Source organism: Dongia sp. agr-C8 (assembly GCF_054658695.1).
Genome location: NZ_BAAGHZ010000004.1, coordinates 42320 through 58834, shown reverse-complemented (window position 1 = coordinate 58834; position 16515 = coordinate 42320). Strand labels below are relative to the sequence as shown.

Annotated in this window: 19 protein-coding genes and 2 tRNA genes; 9 read left to right on the top strand and 12 right to left on the bottom strand. The window is 66.1% G+C overall.

What is annotated here, in order from left to right:
- The first annotated feature begins 72 nt into the window (after positions 1–72).
- Genes ACYQ4T_RS20490 through ACYQ4T_RS20475 form a run of 4 tightly spaced genes read left to right on the top strand, consistent with a single transcriptional unit; the run spans position 73 to position 3537 of the window.
- The gene (locus tag ACYQ4T_RS20490) at positions 73–783 is read left to right on the top strand and encodes a gamma-glutamylcyclotransferase (protein WP_459858216.1); all 711 of its coding nucleotides are present in this window, start codon (positions 73–75) and stop codon (positions 781–783) included.
- Positions 780–1070 carry a (2Fe-2S)-binding protein gene (locus tag ACYQ4T_RS20485; RefSeq protein WP_459858214.1) on the top strand — a complete coding sequence of 97 codons (291 nt, stop codon included), beginning with the start codon at positions 780–782 and terminating at the stop codon, positions 1068–1070. The genes ACYQ4T_RS20490 and ACYQ4T_RS20485 overlap by 4 nt, the downstream gene beginning before the upstream one ends.
- Positions 1067–2431 carry an FAD/NAD(P)-dependent oxidoreductase gene (locus ACYQ4T_RS20480; RefSeq protein ID WP_459858212.1) on the top strand — a complete coding sequence of 455 codons (1365 nt, stop codon included), beginning with the start codon at positions 1067–1069 and terminating at the stop codon, positions 2429–2431. Before ACYQ4T_RS20485 ends, ACYQ4T_RS20480 begins: the two co-directional genes overlap by 4 nt.
- Positions 2428–3537 (top strand): NAD(P)/FAD-dependent oxidoreductase, encoded by a 1110-nt coding sequence (locus ACYQ4T_RS20475; RefSeq protein ID WP_459858210.1) that lies wholly within the window; start codon positions 2428–2430, stop codon positions 3535–3537. The genes ACYQ4T_RS20480 and ACYQ4T_RS20475 overlap by 4 nt, the downstream gene beginning before the upstream one ends.
- A 41-nt stretch (positions 3538–3578) precedes the next feature.
- Here ACYQ4T_RS20475 and ACYQ4T_RS20470 read toward each other — a convergent pair whose 3' ends face one another.
- The 4 genes from ACYQ4T_RS20470 to ACYQ4T_RS20455 all read right to left on the bottom strand — a co-directional run bounded on the left by ACYQ4T_RS20470 (position 3579) and on the right by ACYQ4T_RS20455 (position 7852).
- Positions 3579–4349 (bottom strand): amino acid ABC transporter ATP-binding protein, encoded by a 771-nt coding sequence (locus ACYQ4T_RS20470; protein ID WP_459858207.1) that lies wholly within the window; start codon positions 4347–4349, stop codon positions 3579–3581.
- Positions 4350–4359: 10 nt separating this feature from the next.
- On the bottom strand, positions 4360–5529 hold the full coding sequence (locus ACYQ4T_RS20465; RefSeq protein WP_459858205.1) for an amino acid ABC transporter permease: 1170 nt from the start codon (positions 5527–5529) through the stop codon (positions 4360–4362).
- Positions 5530–5534: 5 nt separating this feature from the next.
- Positions 5535–6728 (bottom strand): amino acid ABC transporter permease, encoded by a 1194-nt coding sequence (locus tag ACYQ4T_RS20460; RefSeq protein ID WP_459858202.1) that lies wholly within the window; start codon positions 6726–6728, stop codon positions 5535–5537.
- Positions 6729–6814: 86 nt separating this feature from the next.
- Positions 6815–7852 carry an amino acid ABC transporter substrate-binding protein gene (locus ACYQ4T_RS20455; protein ID WP_459858199.1) on the bottom strand — a complete coding sequence of 346 codons (1038 nt, stop codon included), beginning with the start codon at positions 7850–7852 and terminating at the stop codon, positions 6815–6817.
- 178 nt (positions 7853–8030) lie between these two features.
- Here ACYQ4T_RS20455 and metC point away from each other — a divergent pair, with 178 nt between their 5' ends.
- From metC to ACYQ4T_RS20430, 5 genes are read left to right on the top strand one after another with little or no spacing between them, the layout of a single operon-like run.
- Positions 8031–9275, top strand: coding sequence for a cystathionine beta-lyase (metC, locus tag ACYQ4T_RS20450; RefSeq protein ID WP_459858196.1), 1245 nt, complete (start codon positions 8031–8033; stop codon positions 9273–9275).
- Positions 9272–9673 carry a phosphoribosyl-AMP cyclohydrolase gene (hisI, locus tag ACYQ4T_RS20445; protein WP_459858194.1) on the top strand — a complete coding sequence of 134 codons (402 nt, stop codon included), beginning with the start codon at positions 9272–9274 and terminating at the stop codon, positions 9671–9673. The genes metC and hisI overlap by 4 nt, the downstream gene beginning before the upstream one ends.
- Positions 9674–9676: 3 nt before the next feature.
- Positions 9677–10375: a molybdate ABC transporter permease subunit gene (gene modB, locus ACYQ4T_RS20440; RefSeq protein WP_459858191.1), complete on the top strand. Its 699-nt coding sequence runs from the start codon at positions 9677–9679 to the stop codon at positions 10373–10375.
- Positions 10375–11457 carry a molybdenum ABC transporter ATP-binding protein gene (gene modC / locus ACYQ4T_RS20435; protein ID WP_459858188.1) on the top strand — a complete coding sequence of 361 codons (1083 nt, stop codon included), beginning with the start codon at positions 10375–10377 and terminating at the stop codon, positions 11455–11457. Before modB ends, modC begins: the two co-directional genes overlap by 1 nt.
- 5 nt (positions 11458–11462) lie before the next feature.
- Positions 11463–12131, top strand: coding sequence for a haloacid dehalogenase type II (locus ACYQ4T_RS20430; protein WP_459858186.1), 669 nt, complete (start codon positions 11463–11465; stop codon positions 12129–12131).
- A 412-nt stretch (positions 12132–12543) separates the two neighbouring features.
- Here ACYQ4T_RS20430 and ACYQ4T_RS20425 read toward each other — a convergent pair whose 3' ends face one another.
- The 8 genes from ACYQ4T_RS20425 to ACYQ4T_RS20390 form a co-directional block, all read right to left on the bottom strand.
- The gene (locus tag ACYQ4T_RS20425) at positions 12544–13362 is read right to left on the bottom strand and encodes a family 1 encapsulin nanocompartment shell protein (protein WP_459858184.1); all 819 of its coding nucleotides are present in this window, start codon (positions 13360–13362) and stop codon (positions 12544–12546) included.
- A 3-nt stretch (positions 13363–13365) separates the two neighbouring features.
- A complete protein-coding gene (locus ACYQ4T_RS20420) occupies positions 13366–13770 on the bottom strand; it encodes an encapsulin-associated ferritin-like protein (protein WP_459858182.1) in 405 nt (134 codons plus the stop codon).
- Positions 13771–13854: 84 nt separating this feature from the next.
- Positions 13855–14553 carry a dienelactone hydrolase family protein gene (locus ACYQ4T_RS20415; RefSeq protein WP_459858180.1) on the bottom strand — a complete coding sequence of 233 codons (699 nt, stop codon included), beginning with the start codon at positions 14551–14553 and terminating at the stop codon, positions 13855–13857.
- A gap of 138 nt (positions 14554–14691) precedes the next feature.
- Positions 14692–15096, bottom strand: a complete 405-nt coding sequence (locus tag ACYQ4T_RS20410; protein WP_459858177.1) for a response regulator — start codon at positions 15094–15096, stop codon at positions 14692–14694.
- A gap of 160 nt (positions 15097–15256) precedes the next feature.
- Positions 15257–15652, bottom strand: a complete 396-nt coding sequence (locus tag ACYQ4T_RS20405; protein ID WP_459858175.1) for a hypothetical protein — start codon at positions 15650–15652, stop codon at positions 15257–15259.
- A gap of 296 nt (positions 15653–15948) precedes the next feature.
- Positions 15949–16024: transfer RNA gene (locus ACYQ4T_RS20400), tRNA-Arg, on the bottom strand.
- A gap of 16 nt (positions 16025–16040) precedes the next feature.
- On the bottom strand, positions 16041–16349 hold the full coding sequence (locus tag ACYQ4T_RS20395) for an ETC complex I subunit (RefSeq protein WP_395022923.1): 309 nt from the start codon (positions 16347–16349) through the stop codon (positions 16041–16043).
- A gap of 35 nt (positions 16350–16384) precedes the next feature.
- Positions 16385–16461: transfer RNA gene (locus ACYQ4T_RS20390), tRNA-Pro, on the bottom strand.
- Positions 16462–16515 lie beyond the last annotated feature (54 nt).

Genomic DNA, 16515 nt, shown 5'->3' with positions numbered 1-16515 from the left:
CATGCTCACTGGCGGAAATGACACCGCCTTTGATAAGGTGAGTTCCGCCTGAACACGGCGGAGTCGTGGCGTTTGTCCAAACCTCAATCCAAGATGGCGCTGACCGCCGAACTGGTCGCCCTCTGCCACCGCAACGAGCCTGATCGCGGCCTGCCCGATTACCTGACCGAAATCCGCGACCAGGACTATGAGCATTTCGCCGCCGACCTGCTGCAGCGGCGCGCACCCGGCCCGCTCTGGCTGTTTGCTTACGGTTCCCTGATTTGGAAGCCGGCTTACGACGCGGTCGAGCATTGCCGCGCGGCGGCGCATGGCTGGCACCGCGCCTTCACCATGCATTTGCCGCGCTGGCGCGGCACGCCGGAGCAGCCCGGCCTGATGATGGTGTTGGAGCCCGGCGGCTGCTGCATCGGCGTCGCCTATCGCCTGCCCGATGCCGATCACCACGAGCAGATGGTGCGGCTGCTGAAACGCGAGAGCGCCTCCCGCGAAGGCCTGGAGGCCGCGCGCTGGATCCATGTGGAAACACCGCACGGCAAGGTCCAGGCGCTGACCTTCTGGGCCGGCATCAAGGGCCCGCTCCGGGTCGAGAAGCAGGATCACGAACGGGTCGCCGCGGTCCTGGCCCGCGCCTGCGGCCATGCCGGCTCCGGCGCCGAGTATCTGTTCCACACCGTCACCAAGCTCGAGGAGCACGGCATCCGCGACCGCAATCTCTGGCGCCTGCAGCATCTGGTCGCCGAGGAAATCCAGCGCCTGCACCGGACCCCGCCGAAACCGTGACCCGCAACCAAGGCCAGTTCCGGCGCATCGCCGAGCGGGAGCGCCGCCGCATCGCCTTCATCCTCGACGGCGTGGAAACGGAGGCGCTGGAAGGCGACAGCGTGCTGACCGCGATCCTGACCCAGCGCGGCCATCTCCGCCTCGCCGAGTTCACGGAAAGCCCACGCGCCGGCTTCTGCCTGATGGGCGCCTGCCAGGATTGCTGGGTTACGACCGCCGACGGCGCATCCTTGCGCGCCTGCACCACCCCGCTCGCCGAAGGCATGGCGATCGTGACCCGGCGATGAACACGCGTGTCGTCATCGTCGGCGGCGGTCCCGCCGGCATTCGCGCCGCCGAGCGCCTGGTCCGGCACGGCATCGCGCCCATCCTGCTGGATGAGGCGCCGCGCATCGGCGGCCGCATCTACCAGCAGCCGCCCCCGGTGCCCGGCTTTCGGCGCAAGGCCGAAACGCTGTTCGGCTTCGAGGCCAAGAAGGCGGAGACCTTGTACGCCGCCTTCGAACAGATCCAAGGTGAGATCGATTACCGCCCCGGCAGCACCGTCTTCGACATCAGCGACAATCGCCTGATCCTGCTGTGCGACGGCAAGCGCGAGGAGGTCGGCTTCGACCGCCTGATCCTTGCCACCGGTGCGATGGACCGCGTCATGCCGCTGCCCGGCTGGACCCTGCCCGGCGTCACCACCCTGGGCGGGGCGCAGATCGCGCTGAAGCACCAGGGCTGCGCCATCGGCCATCGCGTCGCCTTCCTCGGCAGCGGTCCCCTGCTCTATCTCGCCGCCTATCAATACGCCAAGGCCGGCGCCACGGTCGCCGCGGTGGTGACCACGGCCTCCTGGCTCGGCCTCGGCGCCAATCTGTTCGGGCTCACGGCGCAGACCGGAACCGCCGCGAAGGGCGCCTACTATCTCGGCAAGCTCAAATCCTGGCGCGTGCCGCTGATCGCCGCGGCGACACCGGCGCGCATCCTCGGCCGCGACAGCGTCGCCGGGCTCGAAGTCCTGGTCGATGGCCGGCTGCGCCACATCGATTGCGACGCCGTCGCCCTCGGCTACGGCCTCAAATCGGAGAGCCAGCTGGCCGAGCTCGCCGGCGCGCGTTTCGTCTTCGACCGCGTGCAGAACCAGTGGCTGCCGGAGACCGACGAACACGGCCGCGCGATCGGCCGCGCCGGCCTCTACCTCGCCGGCGACGGCGCCGGCATCCAGGGCGCCGATGCCGCCGAGCTGCGCGGCCGGCTCGCGGCGGGCGCCTTGCTTCAGGACATGGGGATCGCCTTGCAGGATGCGGAAGACCTCCCCGCCCTCAAGCGCTGGCACCGCTTCCGCGTGGCACTGGAACAGGCGATGCCTTTCCCGTCGCATCTCGCCAAGGATCTGCCGGACGCGACCATCCTCTGCCGCTGCGAGAACGTGACCGCGGGCGAACTGCGCGCCGCCGCCGACCAGGGCCTGCGCGAGATCAACCGGGCGAAGGCCGCGACAAGGCTCGGCATGGGCCGCTGCCAGGGCCGCGTCTGCGGCATCGCCGGCGCGGAAGTGCTGGCGGCACGGCTCGGCGTCAGCGTCGATTCCGTCGGGAGGCTGCGCGCCCAGCCGCCGGTCAAGCCGGTGCCGATCGAGGCACTCGCCGGAGACGCGTCTTGAAAGCCGACGTGATCGTCATCGGCGGCGGCATCGTCGGCTGCTCGACCGCCCTGCACATCGCCCGCAAGGGCAAGAGCGTCATCCTGCTGGAGCGCGACCAGGCGGGGATCCGCGCCAGCGGCGTCAATTTCGGCGGCGTGCGTCAGCATGGCCGGGCGCTCGCCGAGATTCCGCTCTCCTTCCGCTCGCGCGCGATCTGGAGCGAGCTCGCCAGCCTGATCGGCACCGACGGCGAGTTCACCCAAACCGGCCATCTCCGCCTCGCCCGCAAGGAATCCGACATCAACCTGCTGCAGCTGCATTTGCAGGCGGTCTCGCTCTACGGATTGCAGCTCGAATTCCTCGACCGGGCCGATCTCGACCGCCGCTTCCCCTGGCTCGGCCCCCATATCATCGCCGGCACCCATTGCCCGAGCGACGGCCAGGCCAACCCGCGGCTGATCGCGCCGGCTTTCGCCGCGGCCGCGCGCAAGGCTGGTGCGACATTGATCGAAGGCGCGGAAGTCGTGTCGGGCAGCCATGACGGCGGCCTCTTTCACATCGCGACCAGGGACGGCCGCCGCTTCGAGTCACCGCTGCTGGTGAACGCCGCCGGCGCCTGGGCGAACACCGTGGCCGCCTGGTTCGGCGAAAGCGTGACGCTGGTGCCGGAAGTGCCGCAGATCATGGTGACCGAGCCGGCGCCCTATCGCTTCCAGCCGGTGCTGGGGGTCATCGGCGGCGATCTCTATTTCCGGCAGATCCCGCGCGGCAACGTGATCTTCGGCGGCGGCCAGGGCCGCGCCAATGCCGGTCACACCCGCTCGCGCCCGCTCCCGGAAATCTCCGCACAGGCCGCGGCGGAGGCCGCACGCATCGTGCCGCAGATCCGAAACTTGAACATCATCCGCAGCTGGACCGGGGTCGATGGCGACACCGCCGACGGCTCGCCGATCGTCGGGCCTTCAGCCACCACGCCGGGCTTGTTCCACGCCTTCGGCTTCTGCGGGCATGGGTTTCAGCTTGGTCCCGGCGTTGGCGCGGTCCTTGCCGAGCTGATCGTCGACGGCCGCAGCGACACCGACATCCATGGCCTCGGCATCGCGCGGTTTGACGGCGGGCGATAGCGCGCGGCGGTGACCGTCGCCGGTCGGGCGCATCGCGCGCCTCAGTGGTGCAGGATCTGGCTCAGGAACAGCCGGGTACGCTCGGATTTCGGGTTCTTGAAGAACTCCTCCGGCTCGTTCTGCTCGATGATCTCGCCGCGGTCCATGAAGATCACCCGGTTGGCGACGGTGCGGGCGAAGCCCATCTCGTGGGTGACGCAGATCATCGTCATGCCCGACTTCGCGAGCTCGATCATCACGTCCAGCACTTCCTTGATCATCTCCGGGTCGAGCGCGGAGGTCGGCTCGTCGAACAGCATGACCTTCGGGTTCATGCAGAGCGAGCGGGCGATCGCCACGCGCTGCTGCTGGCCGCCGGAAAGCTGGCCCGGATACTTCCCCGCCTGCTCCGGGATCTTGACCCGCTGCAGGTATTTCATCGCGACCTCTTCCGCTTCCTTCTTCGGCATCTTGCGGACCCAGATCGGCGCCAGCGTGAGGTTCTCCAGCACGGTCAGATGCGGGAACAGGTTGAAATGCTGGAACACCATGCCGACTTCCTTGCGGACCTGCTCGATCTTCTTCAGGTCATGGGTCAGCTCGACGCCATCGACGACGATCTTGCCCTTCTGGTGCTCCTCCAGCCGGTTGATGCAGCGGATCATGGTGGACTTGCCGGAGCCCGAGGGGCCGCAGACCACGATGCGCTCGCCGGAATAGACCGTGAGGTTGATGTCCTTCAGCACATGGAACTGGCCGTACCACTTGTTGACGGCCGAGAGCTCGATCATCGGCTGATCGGAAGCAGCGGGAATGCTTGCAGCTTGGGCCATCGAGTTCCTCTCAGCGCTTCTTGTGACCGGTGTGGAGCTTCAGCTCCAGATACATGCTGTAACGCGACATGGCGAAGCAGAACACCCAGTAGACCAGGGCGCAGAAGGCATAGCCCTCGATCTCGGTGCCGAGCCAGTTGGTGTCGCGCGAACCCGCGCGCACGATGTTCAGGAAATCGTAGAGGCCGACGATGGCCACCAAGGTCGTGTCCTGCGCCAGGCTGATGAAGTTGTTGACGATGCCGGGGATGGCGATGCGCAAGGCCTGCGGCAGGATGATCAGGCGCATCATCTGCCAATAACCCAGGCCCATCGCCATGGCGCCCTCGTACTGGCCCTTAGGCAGGGCCTGCAACCCGCCGCGCACGACTTCCGCCATATAGGCCGCGGCGAAGATCGTGACGCCGAGCAGTACCCGCAGCAGCACGTTGAACTCGACGCCCGGCGGCAGGAAGAAGGGCAGCATCACGTTCGCCATGAAGAGAATCGTGAGCAGCGGCACGCCGCGCACGAACTCGATCAGGATCACGCAAAGCAAATGCACGACCGGGAGCTCGGACCGCCGCCCCAGGGCCAGCAGCACGCCCAGCGGCAGCGAGAACACGATGCCGATCCCCGAGAGGATCAGGGTCAGCATGAAGCCGCCCCAGAGCCGGGTCTCCACCACCTCTAGGCCGAGCCCGCCATAGAGGAGCCAGAAGGCCAGCACCGGGAAGATGGCGAAGAAGAAGATCGCCAACTCCTTCTTGCGCTTGATCCGCTCCGACAGCAGGCCGAAGATCGAGACCGCCAACATCACGAAGACGATATTGACCCGCCAGCGCTCGGGCTCCGGATAGAAGCCGTAGATGAACTGCGGCAGCCGCGCCTCGACGAAGATCCAGCAGGCGCCGGCATTGGCCCGGCAATCGGCGAATTGCGGCGGATGATCCTCGGCGCCCGCCGCCAGCGGCGGCACCGTCCAGGTCGCATCCAGGATTGCCCAGGACAGGAACGGCGGGATCACCAGATAGAGGACATAGAGCGCCAGCACCGTCAGCAGCGCGTTGGTCCAGCTGGAGAACAGGTTGTGCCGCAGCCAGCCGATGGCGCCGGTCTCCATCGTGGGCGGCGGCAGGCTGGGGCGGAGCCCCGGCTCCATCTGCGAATTGAGGTTGTTGTTGGCGCCGATGTCGGTCATGGCCTCTAGCGCTCCACCAGCGCGACGCGCTTGTTGTACCAGTTGAGCACGGTAGAGATGATGAGGCTGACGCCCAGGTAGAACACCATCATGATCGCAATGCATTCGATCGCCCGGCCGGTCTGGTTCTGCGAGGTGCCGATCACCGCGAACAGGTCCGGATAGCCGATGAAGCCGGCCAGGGTCGAATTCTTCACCACGTTCAGATACTGGCTCACCATCGGCGGGATGACGATGCGCTGCGCTTGCGGAATCACCACCAGCCGCAAGGTCCAGCTCGGCTTCAGCCCGAGTGCGAGCGAAGCCTCGGTCTGGCCGTGGCTGACCGCCATGATGCCGCCGCGGATGATCTCGGCGATGAAAGCGGAGCTGTTCAACCCGAGGCCAACGATCAGCGCCACGACCTCAGGCTGGAAGGCGAGGCCGCCGCTGAAATTGAAGCCGCCGAGCACCGGCACGTCCCATTCGACCGGATGTCCCATCACCAGACTGGCCAGTGCCGGAACGCCCAGGATCAGCAGGATCGATGCCGTTGCCGCGGGAAAACGCTGACCGGTCAGCTCCTGGCGCCGACGCGCCCAGCGCCGCAGGAACACGCTCGCCACCACGGCGACGACGAAGGCGACAAACACCGCGCCGGCGCCGGGCTGGAACACCGGGTCGGGGACGTAGAGCCCCTTCTTGTTCAGGAAGATCACGTCGAACAGGTTGAGGCTGCTCTTCACCGCCGGCAGCGCCGCCACCACGGCGGAATACCAGAACACCAGCTGCAGCAGCAGCGGCGTGTTGCGCAGCGCCTCGATATAGGCGAGCGCCAGGCGCGCCACCAGCCAGTTGTTGGAGAGCCGCGCGATGCCGATGACGAGGCCGAGCACCGTGGCGATCACCGCGGTGATCGCGGAGGCCAGCAGGGTGTTGAGCGCGCCGACCAGCAGGATCCGGCTGATCGGTGAATCCAGGGTCACCGAGATGGCGGCGAAGCTGAGCTGGAAGCCCGCCGGGCTGTCCAGGAAACGGAAGCTCATCGGCACGCCGAGCCGTTCCTGGTTGGTCAGCAGATTGTCGACCAGGAACCAGACGATCCCGATCAGGACCACGCCGACGACGAACTGGGAGGCGATGCCGCGCTTGCGCTCATCGCGCCACCAGGGCGTCACGGTCGTGGCTTGGTCGCGGGAGCCTTGAACGTCTGCCGTCACTTCAGGTCTCCCGGTTGGATGGACCTGTAAAGATGAGGCCAGCGCCCGGCGGGCTATGCCGGGCGCTGGTCGCCGAGTTCATCTGCTCAGTTGTACGGCGGCGCGTACTGCAGGCCGCCCTTGGTCCAGAGCGCGTTCAGGCCGCGCTCCAGGCGCAGCGGGGTCTTCGGGCCGACGTTGCGGTCGAAGATCTCGCCGTAGTTGCCGACGGCCTTGATCACGTTATAGGCCCAATCGTTGGTCAGGCCCATCTCCTCGCCGAGCTTGTCGGTGATGCCCAGCATGCGCTGGACTTCCGGATCGGCGTTCTCGTTGCCGGCGGCGTTCTTCGACTTCACTTCGTCGATGTTCGCCTGGGTGATGCCCTTCTCCTCGGCGATCAGGGTGACGTAGTGCGTCCAGCGCACGATGTCGCCCCACTGGTTGTCACCGTGGCGCACGACCGGGCCGAGCGGCTCCTTGGAGATGATCTCCGGCAGGATGATGTTGTCGTCCGGGTTCTTGAGAGCGGTGCGCTCGGCGGCGAGGCCCGAGGCATCGGTGGTGTAGGCGTCGCAGCGGCCTTCGTCATAGGTGCCGCGGGCCTGGTCGTTCTCCTTGAACTTCACCGGCTTCATGCCGAGGTTGTTCACCTTGTCGAAGTCGCCGAGGTTCTTCTCGGTCGAGGTGCCTTCCTGCACGCAGACCGTGGCGCCCTTGAGCTCGAGCGCGCTCTTCACGCCGAGTTCCTTCTTCACCATGAAGCCCTGGCCGTCATAGAAGTTGACGGTGACGAAATCGAGGCCGAGGCCGGTGTCGCGATGCAGCGTCCAGGTCGAGTTGCGGGCCAGCATGTCGACTTCGCCCGACTGCAGGGCGGTGAAGCGCTGCTCGGCGTTCAGCGGCTTGTACTCGACCTTGGTGGGATCGCCGAACACAGCGGTGGCGACGCCTTTGCAGAGGTCGATGTCCAGGCCGGACCACTGGCCCTGGTCGTTCGGCGCGCCGAAGCCCGCAAGACCGGTGGTGACGCCGCAAACCAGCTTGCCGCGTTGCTTCACGGTCTCCAGCGTGGTCGCCTGCGCGGCTGCCGCGAGGCCGACCGTCAGAGCGGCACCGGCAACGGCAAGACGGAAATAGTTCATGATCTACCCCTTCCCTGATGGTGGTGTTGTTTTAGCTTTTGTACGTTCGGTCCCCGCGGCGCTCCCTGTGCGCTTTTTGTGGGGATTTCAGCCACCTTTAACACAACCCGAACGGCTGCTACAAGTTTGTTGCCGGTCTCAGGACCGTTAATTAAATCGCTTACAGGCTAAGAAAATCATGGCTTCCAGCAGCGGCGGAAAGCGTCCCGCGGGCACCGACAAAAGTAGGGCTTGGCGGGACCGGACGAAACTGACTCATGCGGGCAATAGCCCCTTCGACAACCACGGTATCGTCAACCCGCCGGTCTATCACGCCTCGACCGTGCTCTATCGGACCGTCGAAGAGCTGCGCTTCAAGGAGAAGGCGCCGTTCGAGCACGTCACTTACGGCAGAACGGGAACGCCCACCAGCTGGGCCTTCGAGGAGGCCGTTGCGGCCCTCGAGGAAGCCGATCGCGCCATCGCCATGCCGTCCGGCCTGGCGGCGATCGCCGGCGCGCTCTATGCGTTCCTGAAGTCGGGCGATCATGTGCTGATGACGGATACGGCCTATTTCCCGACGCGCAAGCTCTGCGACAATCAACTGGCCAAGATCGGCATCAGCACGACCTATTACGACCCGATGGTCACCGCGGAGGCACTGGAGAAGCTGATCCGGGACAACACCCGCGTGATCTATCTCGAGAGCCCGGGCTCGCACACCTTCGAGGTGCAGGACGTGCCGGCGATCGCCGCCCTCGCCAGGCGGCGCGGCATCGTCACCATCATCGACAACACCTGGGCCTCGCCGCTCTACTTCAAGCCGCTGAAGCACGGCGTCGACATCAGCCTGCATGCCGCGACCAAATACATCGTCGGCCATTCGGACGTGATGATGGGCATCATCGCCATGAAGGACGCGCATTTCATGACGGTGAAGAATCAGGTGCACGGCATGGGCTATTCGGTCGGCCCGGACGACGTCTATCTGGCGCTGCGCGGCCTCAGGACGATGAGCGCGCGCCTGGCGCAGCATCAGCAGACCGCGCTCCGCCTCGCCGACTGGCTGCAGAAGCGGCCGGAGGTCGAGCGGGTGCTGCACCCTGCCCTTCCCGGCACGCCGGGCCATGAATTCTTCAAGCGCGACTTCACCGGTTCGTCGGGCCTGTTCAGCGTGATCCTGAAGCCCTGCTCCGACTCCCAGCTCACCGCCATGCTGGACGGCATGCAGCTCTTCGGCATGGGCTATTCCTGGGGCGGCTACGAAAGCCTGATCATCCCCTCGAAGGTCGAGCAATCGCGCACCGCGAAACCCTGGAAGACCGACGGGCCGATGCTGCGCCTCCATGCCGGCCTCGAGGACCCGGACGATCTGATCGCCGATCTCGAAGCCGGGTTCCAGCGCCTGCGCTCCAATCTGCCGGGCGAAAGCGCGGCGGAATGACGGCGCCGAAGTCAGCTGGCGAGCTGCTGGAGACATTGGTCTTTGATCGTGACGGACTGATCCCGGCGATCGCGCAGCAGCATGACAGCGGCGAAGTGCTGATGCTGGCGTGGATGAACCGCGCCGCGATCGACGAGACGCTCGCCACCGGCCGGGTCTGCTACTGGTCGCGCTCGCGGCAGTCGCTCTGGCGCAAGGGGGAAACCTCGGGCCAGGTGCAGCGCCTGGTCGAGTTCCGGGTCGACTGCGACAATGACTGCCTGTTGCTGCTGGTCGATCAGAAGGGTGTCGCCTGCCATACCGGCCGCCACAATTGCTTCTTCACCGCGATCCGGGACGGCAAGGCCGAGACCATCGCCGAAGTCGAGATCGATCCCGCGAAACTCTACGGTGCCTGACCGGTGCTGACCGACCCTTTGTCGCCGTTCGAAATCGAGGCGATGCTGCTGTCGCTGAAGGTCGGCATCTGGAGCACGCTCGGCGCGCTGCCCTTCGCGATCGCGCTCGCCTGGTTGCTGGCGCGCCACGAGTTCTATGGCAAGACCCTGGTGGATGCGCTGCTGCATCTGCCGCTGGTCCTGCCGCCGGTTTCGGTCGGCTTCATCCTGCTGATCCTGTTCGGCCGCCAGGGCTGGATCGGCAAGCCGATGGCCGACTGGCTCGGCCTCACGGTGATGTTCAAATGGCAGGGCGCCGCCATCGCCTCGGCGGTGATGGCGCTGCCGCTGACCGTCGGCGCCATCCGACTCTCGATCGCCGCGGTCGACCGCAAGCTCGAAGCCGCCGCGCGCAGTCTCGGCGCCTCGCGGCTCGACGTCTTCTTCTCGGTGACCTTGCCGATCGCCTTTCCCGGATTGATCGCCGGAGCCATCCTCGGTTTCGCGCGGTCGCTGGGCGAGTTCGGCGCCACCATCACCTTCGTCTCCACCATCCCGGGCGAGACCGAGACTCTGCCGCTGGCGATGTACCGCGCGCTGCAATCGCCGCAAGGCGACACCCAGGCGCTCCGCCTCACCCTGATCGCCGTGGTGATCGCGCTGGCGGCACTGATCGGCGCCAACCTGCTCAACCGCTGGGCCACGGCCCGGGGCGGGCGCTGATGCTTGAAATCGACGCCGCGCAGAAGCTGGGCTCGGCCGAAGTCGAGATCACCTTGGCGACGCCGACCGACGGTGTGCTGGCCCTGTTCGGCCCGTCCGGCGCCGGCAAGACCACGATCCTCAACTGGCTCGCGGGGCTGGTCAAGCCGGACCGCGGCAGCATCCGCTTGAACGGCACGACCCTGTTCGACCGCGCCACCGGCGTCAACCTGCCGCCCGAGAAGCGGCGAGTCGCCTATATGTTCCAGGACCTGCGCCTCTTCCCGCATCTCAACGTCCGCGACAACATCCGCTACGGCTGGCGCCGCGCCCCCGCCGCCGAACGCCACATCGCCGAAACCACGGTGCTGGAGCTGCTGGAGATCGAGCGATTCCTGCATCGCCGCGTCACCGACCTCTCCGGCGGCGAGAAGCAGCGCGTCGCACTGGCCCGCGCGCTGTTGAGCGCACCGCGCCTGCTGCTGCTCGACGAGCCGCTGGCAGCCCTGGACGAGAAGCGCAAGGCGGAGATCCTGCCCTTCCTGGAACGGGTTCGGAGCTCGCTCTCGATCCCGACCATCTTCGTCAGTCACAACGTCGATGAAGTGGTCCGGCTCGCCAACCGGGTCGCGGTGGTCGCGCAGGGCAAGATCCGACGGGTTGGGACGATCTTCGAAGTCTTCGCCGATCTCGGTCTCGGCGACATTCTGGAAAGCAGCGCCGCCGGCGCCGCGATCGCGGCCAGGGTCTCGGTCCAGGATGACGGGTCCGGCCTTTCGGTGCTGGACTTCGCCGGCGGCCAGTTCCGCGTGCCCGGCGCCGGACGCCCGGCCGGCACGCCGATCAACCTGCGCATCCGCGCGCGTGACGTAGCTCTGGCGAGAAACCGCGTCGATGGGATCAGCATCCTCAACCAGTTCCAGGGCCGCATCACCGAGATATCGAGCGGCGACGGCCCTTATGCGGATGTGCTGCTGGATATCGGCGCACCGATCTGGGCCCGCATTTCGCGCCACTCGCTGAAGGATCTCGGTCTCGCCCAAGGCCAGCGCGCCTGGTGCCTCGTAAAAGCTGTGTCGTTCGACACAGAGCCCGGGAAGTAGCCGCCATGGCCGCGATCGAGGCGATGCTGTTCGACGCCTATGGAACGCTCTTCGATTTGCGCGCCGCGGTCGCACCGCATGCCTCCCGGCTCGGCGACCGGACGGAACGCATTCTCGCCCTCTGGCGGCAGAAGCAGATCGAATACACCTGGACCGCCAGTCTGCGGAACACCTACCGCGATTTCGACGCCATCACCCGCGACGCCCTCGCCTTCGCACTCGCCGCCGAGGGCCGTGCCGACAGCGCCCTCGCCGCCGCGCTGTTGGAATCCTTCCATGCGCTGGCGCCCTACCCCGATGCCGAAGCCACCCTGCGCGCCTTGAAGGGCCGCGGTCTTCGCCTCGGCATCCTGTCCAACGGCACGCCCGCGATGCTCAGGCGGCTGATCGAAACGCAGCCCTTCGCCGGACTGCTCGACCCGGTGCTCTCGGTCGATGCCGTGAAGGTCTTCAAGCCCGATCGCCGCGTCTACCAGCTGGGCGTCGAGGCGCTCGGCCTCGCGCCGGACCGGATCGGCTTCGTCTCGGGCAATGCCTGGGACGCCGGCGGCGCCGCCGGCTTCGGCTTTCGTGTCTTCTGGCTCAACCGCGCCGGCCAGCCCATGGAATATGGATTGAACGAGCACTCAACCACTCTCTCGACACTGGCGGAGATTCCGGCGGCGCTGCCCTGAGCGAATTCGCCTGCATACTCCTGAATTCAGCCGCGCATGCCGGCCGGGACTTTCCGCGACGCACATGATACAATAGCGACCAGCCCTCCATCCTGCGCGGGCGGGCGCTGTTTGACATCGTGAATGCCATATCGACCGGCGCGCCGACCTGGGGCGCCTTGCCTGCTTTCCTGCAACGCAGACCGGACACAGACGGATCGCGCCACGCAGACCGGACGCAGACAGATCATGCAACGCGGACCGGACACGGACGGAATCGACAATCGCTTTCGCCTGCGCTGCGGGGTTTGCGTTTTGCGGCAGAGGGTTAGCGGGTCAAGAGGCACCGCGTTCGTTTGCAGCCGTCCGTGTTCGGACGGTCCCCGCCGGTGCGCCCGTGCATGTACCCAGCATGTACAGCCCCTCGATCCGGCTACTTCTTCTTCCCGTCGCTATAGGCCAGCCGCACGGCGGCCTGGGGCGAGAGCACCTGGAAGGTGAAGCTCTCCTCGAGATAGAGCGTCACGGTCTTCGCGGTGTGGTCGAGATAGCCGATCGAGAGATCCTGGCCGACCGTGATCTTGAAATCGCCGCCGCGCATCGAAAGCACCACGGCCCCATCGACCGCCGGCGCATAGACGATCGGCCCGTCGATCAGCCGGCGGACATGCTGGATCACCGGATAGCCGTTCTTCGTCGCATCGGTGAGGCCGGTATAGCATTGCGGGCCGAGTGCGATCGCATAGGGACCATCCACGCCGGCATTCCTGAGCCGCGTGATCGCCTGCGCGACCGCGATCGGGTAGTCCTCGTAATTGTGGGTGATGGCGATCGGCCCGCCCGGCGCCTGCTCGCAGATGCCGGCGATTTTTCCGGCCGCATAGCCGTGGAACACGGCGCCGTCCTCGGCGAGGGCGATCTGCTTGGCGGCGGCGGTCACCGGATCGAGGTCCGGATTGTCCGCGCCGCGATCGACCGCATCGAGTTCCTCACGCGAGAGCTCAAAGACCGCGCGGAGTTCGGTCAGCGGCAGAACCTTGCGGATCGCGGCTGTAACGCCTTCGCGCGGGGCCGGCTCGGCGGGCTTCACCCGGCCGGTCGAGACCGCGGATTTCTGCCAGCCCTTCGGCCCGGAGAAGTCGACCAGCTTGCGTGCCGCCAAGGTGGCCTTCAGCGTTTGCTTGGCTTCCTCGTCAATTTTCTCCCAGGCTTCGGCGGAGATCGGCGCGAGGTGGCGATGCAGATGGCTCATGTCTCAGGCTCCCGTGACGACCAGGCTGCCGGTGCCGCGCAGGCTGCCGATACCGAGTGAGTTGTCCGCTTCGCCCTTTCCACCACCGTCGCCGCCGCCATGCTCGGCCGCCGCCTCGATGTCGAGCAGCGCGCCTTCGGTGAAGAGATAGGTGCGCAAATGCTCGTCGAGCTTGGGATCGCCGCGACGCAGCCATTCGAGCACCATCGCGGCGTGCTCCTTCTCTTCATCGCGATTGTGGGCGAGGATCGCCGCGAGTTCGGGGTCGGTCGAGGCCTCGACCCGCTGATTGTACCAGTCGGCGGCTTCGAGCTCTTCCTGCAGCGAGACGTAGGCGCGGTGCTGGTCGATGGTCTTGGGATTCAGCTTGCCTTCGTCTTCATGCAACGAAGCGCTGGAACTGGCCATGATGCTCCCCTCTGGCTCTGGAATGATTCTAGCCCTGGACCGGTGCCGGGACTGGAACAACCCAGAGCCGTGGGGACCGGTTCCCTAGCCGAGCGCCTTCTTGAACAGCGCCTTGCTGCGCGCCTCGGCGGTCATCGCCGAAGCCTTGTCGTAGTGATCGCCGCCGGTCCGGGCGAAGGCATGATCCTGGCCGTGATAGACATAGATCTCGATCTCCGGCCGCGGCGCGAAATGCGCCTTGATCCGCTCGATCGCTTCCTTCGGCACGAACTGGTCCTTATCGGCGAAGTGCATCACCATCGGGCATTTGATGTTGCTGGATTCATCGAGGTTCTGCTCGATGCCGACGCCGTAGTAGCAGACCGCCGCATCGACCTTCACCCGGCAGGCGGTCAGGTAAGCAAGCTTGCCGCCGAGACAGAAGCCGAGCGCGCCCACCTTCCCGGTGCTCTCCGGGCGCGTCCGCAGGGCTTGCGCCGCGACGCCGATATCCTCGATGCCCTTGTCGACATTGAAGCGCTTGAAGAAGTCGAAGGCGCGCTCCCAATCCTGCGGCGTATAGCCGAGCTCGACATTGGGCTCCATGCGCCAGAACAGATCCGGCGCCAGCACGGTATAGCCTTCCGCCGCATATTGATCGGCCACCTCTCGGACATAGGCGTTGATGCCGAAGATCTCCTGGCAGAGCACGATGCCCGGCCCTTTGCCGGTGGCGGCCGGCGCCAGATAGGCGCGGAAGCTGCCGCCATCCTTCGCGGTCAAGGAGATATACTTGCCGGCCATGTCGCCTCCTGTTTGTGCATCTGGATTTGCGGGTGAAAATATCCGCCGACATGCTACAGCACCCGCCGCAGCAAGCGCAAAGCGCCGGGTTTTTGTCAGATTTTTCGCTGCTCTAGCCGGCGCCGGTTCTGCTGACCGTCAGCGGTCGGCCCTTTGGCCGGACAGGACGCGCTCGATGGTTTCGATCAGCGAGGCATTCGAGAAGGGCTTGTCGATCACCGCCGCCGCGCCGAGATGGGTTGCAACCGAGAGGTTGTCATAGCCGCCGACCCGTCCGCCGCCCGACATCGCCACCACCGGCACGTCCAGACTATGCTGCCGCAGCGCGTTGATCAGTTCGAAGCCATCGGCGTCGGGCATGTAGATGTCGGTCAGGACGAGATCGGGATGCCGCTCCGACACCGCGGCAATGGCCGCGGCGGCGTTGGCGGCCATGATCACGGTGTAGTCGTAGGCCTCCAGCAGGACACGCAGGGACTGCAGGAGATCCGGGTCATCGTCGACGACCAGGACGGTCGCTTCAGGCCTCTGCAACTCGGGCAATACTGTCACCCCACATGCTTGCGGCACAGCGACGCCTGTGGCCGCGGTGCGTTCCTGCGGGGACCTTGATACAGATCAACCGAACATTCAAGCGAGAGCAGGCCCGTGCGGCAGCTCCCAACAGCCGGGCCCACACTGGGAATGAGATGCTACTGATATATCAGGTGGATTCGCCTTCGAGCAGGTCGGCAACGCCTTTCGGATCGGCGCGGCCCGAGGCCACCAGGCAACCCTGGTTGAAGAAGGCCACGAGGACGTAGGACGCCGGCTCGCCGGTCTCCAGAACCTTGGCGCCCAGCACGATCAGATGATCGGCTGACAACTGGGTCTTGGGCGGCTCGGCATTCACCCGCGCCACCACCTGCTTGGCTTCCATGCCTTCGATATTCGCCAGGACCTTGATCGCGACGCCGGTGGATTTGTCGCGCACCACGGTGGCCCAATCCTGGGCGCTGATGCAGGCCTTGCCACCGGCTTCCGGCGGCGCGGCGAGAGCGCTGGTTCCGATCATCAGGCCGAGCAAGGCCGACCCCGCGGCCAGGAGCGCGCGTTTCATCTGAACCTCCAAGTCCCAGTGAAGCCTGCCGGTCCGACCGCTCCGAGCGGTTCAGGCGGCGCCATCGGTCATGTCAAAGAAACCGATGATCCGGCGGCGTGATCCATCCACCCCCGCAAAATGGAGCCGCTCCGAACCGCACTCTCTTCAATGTGCGTCCGAGGAACGCAGCGGGCGCTGCGCTGTTGGGATTCCCCCTCCGCGCCACACCACGTCGCACGGAGCCAAGGTTTTACTTCAAGTATTTCGGGGAACTGGCTGAAATCCATGCGATCCGGGTTGCGCCAGACCGGGATTGGCGACCCCGGCTGGACTTGAACCAGCGACCTACCGCTTAGAAGGCGGTTGCTCTATCCGCTGAGCTACGGGGCCGTGCTTGCGCTTGCGGTCAGTGGGTCCAGTTGCCGATCCGGTCGAAGCGGAAGTTGTCGGCATAGGCCTTGGGCTGGACCTTTCTGACCGCGGGCTCTTCGACGATATAGGGAATGCCTTCGCGCTCGGCATAGGCGACCGCCTCTTCCCGGGTCTCGAAGGTGAGACGCAGCTGCCGGCGGGTGTCGTCGGAGCTGGTCCAGCCCATCAGCGGATCGGCCTCGCGGCGCGAGGACGGCGCGAACTCCAGCACCCATTTCTGCTGCGCGCCCGCGCGTCCCGATTGCATCGCATTCTTCGTCGGTTTGAAAATCCGCGCCTGCATCTCTTGATTCCGCTCTCTCGCCTTTGCTTTGCCGCTGGTCGGGGTGACTGGATTCGAACCAGCGACACCCTGCTCCCAAAGCAGGTACTCTACCGGGCTGAGCTACACCCCGAAACTGCGGCAACCGCGCGGAAACTAATGGAAAGCCCCGGTTTTCGCAACCGCG

What these genes read in the sequence shown, in the direction of transcription:
- ACYQ4T_RS20480 (WP_459858212.1), top strand. Translation starts at nt 1,067, where the DNA reads ATGAACACGCGTGTCGTCATCGTCGGCGGCGGTCCCGCCGGCATTCGC.
- ACYQ4T_RS20470 (WP_459858207.1), bottom strand. Translation starts at nt 4,349, where the DNA reads ATGGCCCAAGCTGCAAGCATTCCCGCTGCTTCCGATCAGCCGATGATC.
- ACYQ4T_RS20465 (WP_459858205.1), bottom strand. Translation starts at nt 5,529, where the DNA reads ATGACCGACATCGGCGCCAACAACAACCTCAATTCGCAGATGGAGCCG.
- ACYQ4T_RS20455 (WP_459858199.1), bottom strand. Translation starts at nt 7,852, where the DNA reads ATGAACTATTTCCGTCTTGCCGTTGCCGGTGCCGCTCTGACGGTCGGC.
- metC (WP_459858196.1), top strand. Translation starts at nt 8,031, where the DNA reads ATGGCTTCCAGCAGCGGCGGAAAGCGTCCCGCGGGCACCGACAAAAGT.
- hisI (WP_459858194.1), top strand. Translation starts at nt 9,272, where the DNA reads ATGACGGCGCCGAAGTCAGCTGGCGAGCTGCTGGAGACATTGGTCTTT.
- modC (WP_459858188.1), top strand. Translation starts at nt 10,375, where the DNA reads ATGCTTGAAATCGACGCCGCGCAGAAGCTGGGCTCGGCCGAAGTCGAG.
- ACYQ4T_RS20430 (WP_459858186.1), top strand. Translation starts at nt 11,463, where the DNA reads ATGGCCGCGATCGAGGCGATGCTGTTCGACGCCTATGGAACGCTCTTC.
- ACYQ4T_RS20425 (WP_459858184.1), bottom strand. Translation starts at nt 13,362, where the DNA reads ATGAGCCATCTGCATCGCCACCTCGCGCCGATCTCCGCCGAAGCCTGG.
- ACYQ4T_RS20420 (WP_459858182.1), bottom strand. Translation starts at nt 13,770, where the DNA reads ATGGCCAGTTCCAGCGCTTCGTTGCATGAAGACGAAGGCAAGCTGAAT.
- ACYQ4T_RS20415 (WP_459858180.1), bottom strand. Translation starts at nt 14,553, where the DNA reads ATGGCCGGCAAGTATATCTCCTTGACCGCGAAGGATGGCGGCAGCTTC.
- ACYQ4T_RS20405 (WP_459858175.1), bottom strand. Translation starts at nt 15,652, where the DNA reads ATGAAACGCGCGCTCCTGGCCGCGGGGTCGGCCTTGCTCGGCCTGATG.
- ACYQ4T_RS20395 (WP_395022923.1), bottom strand. Translation starts at nt 16,349, where the DNA reads ATGCAGGCGCGGATTTTCAAACCGACGAAGAATGCGATGCAATCGGGA.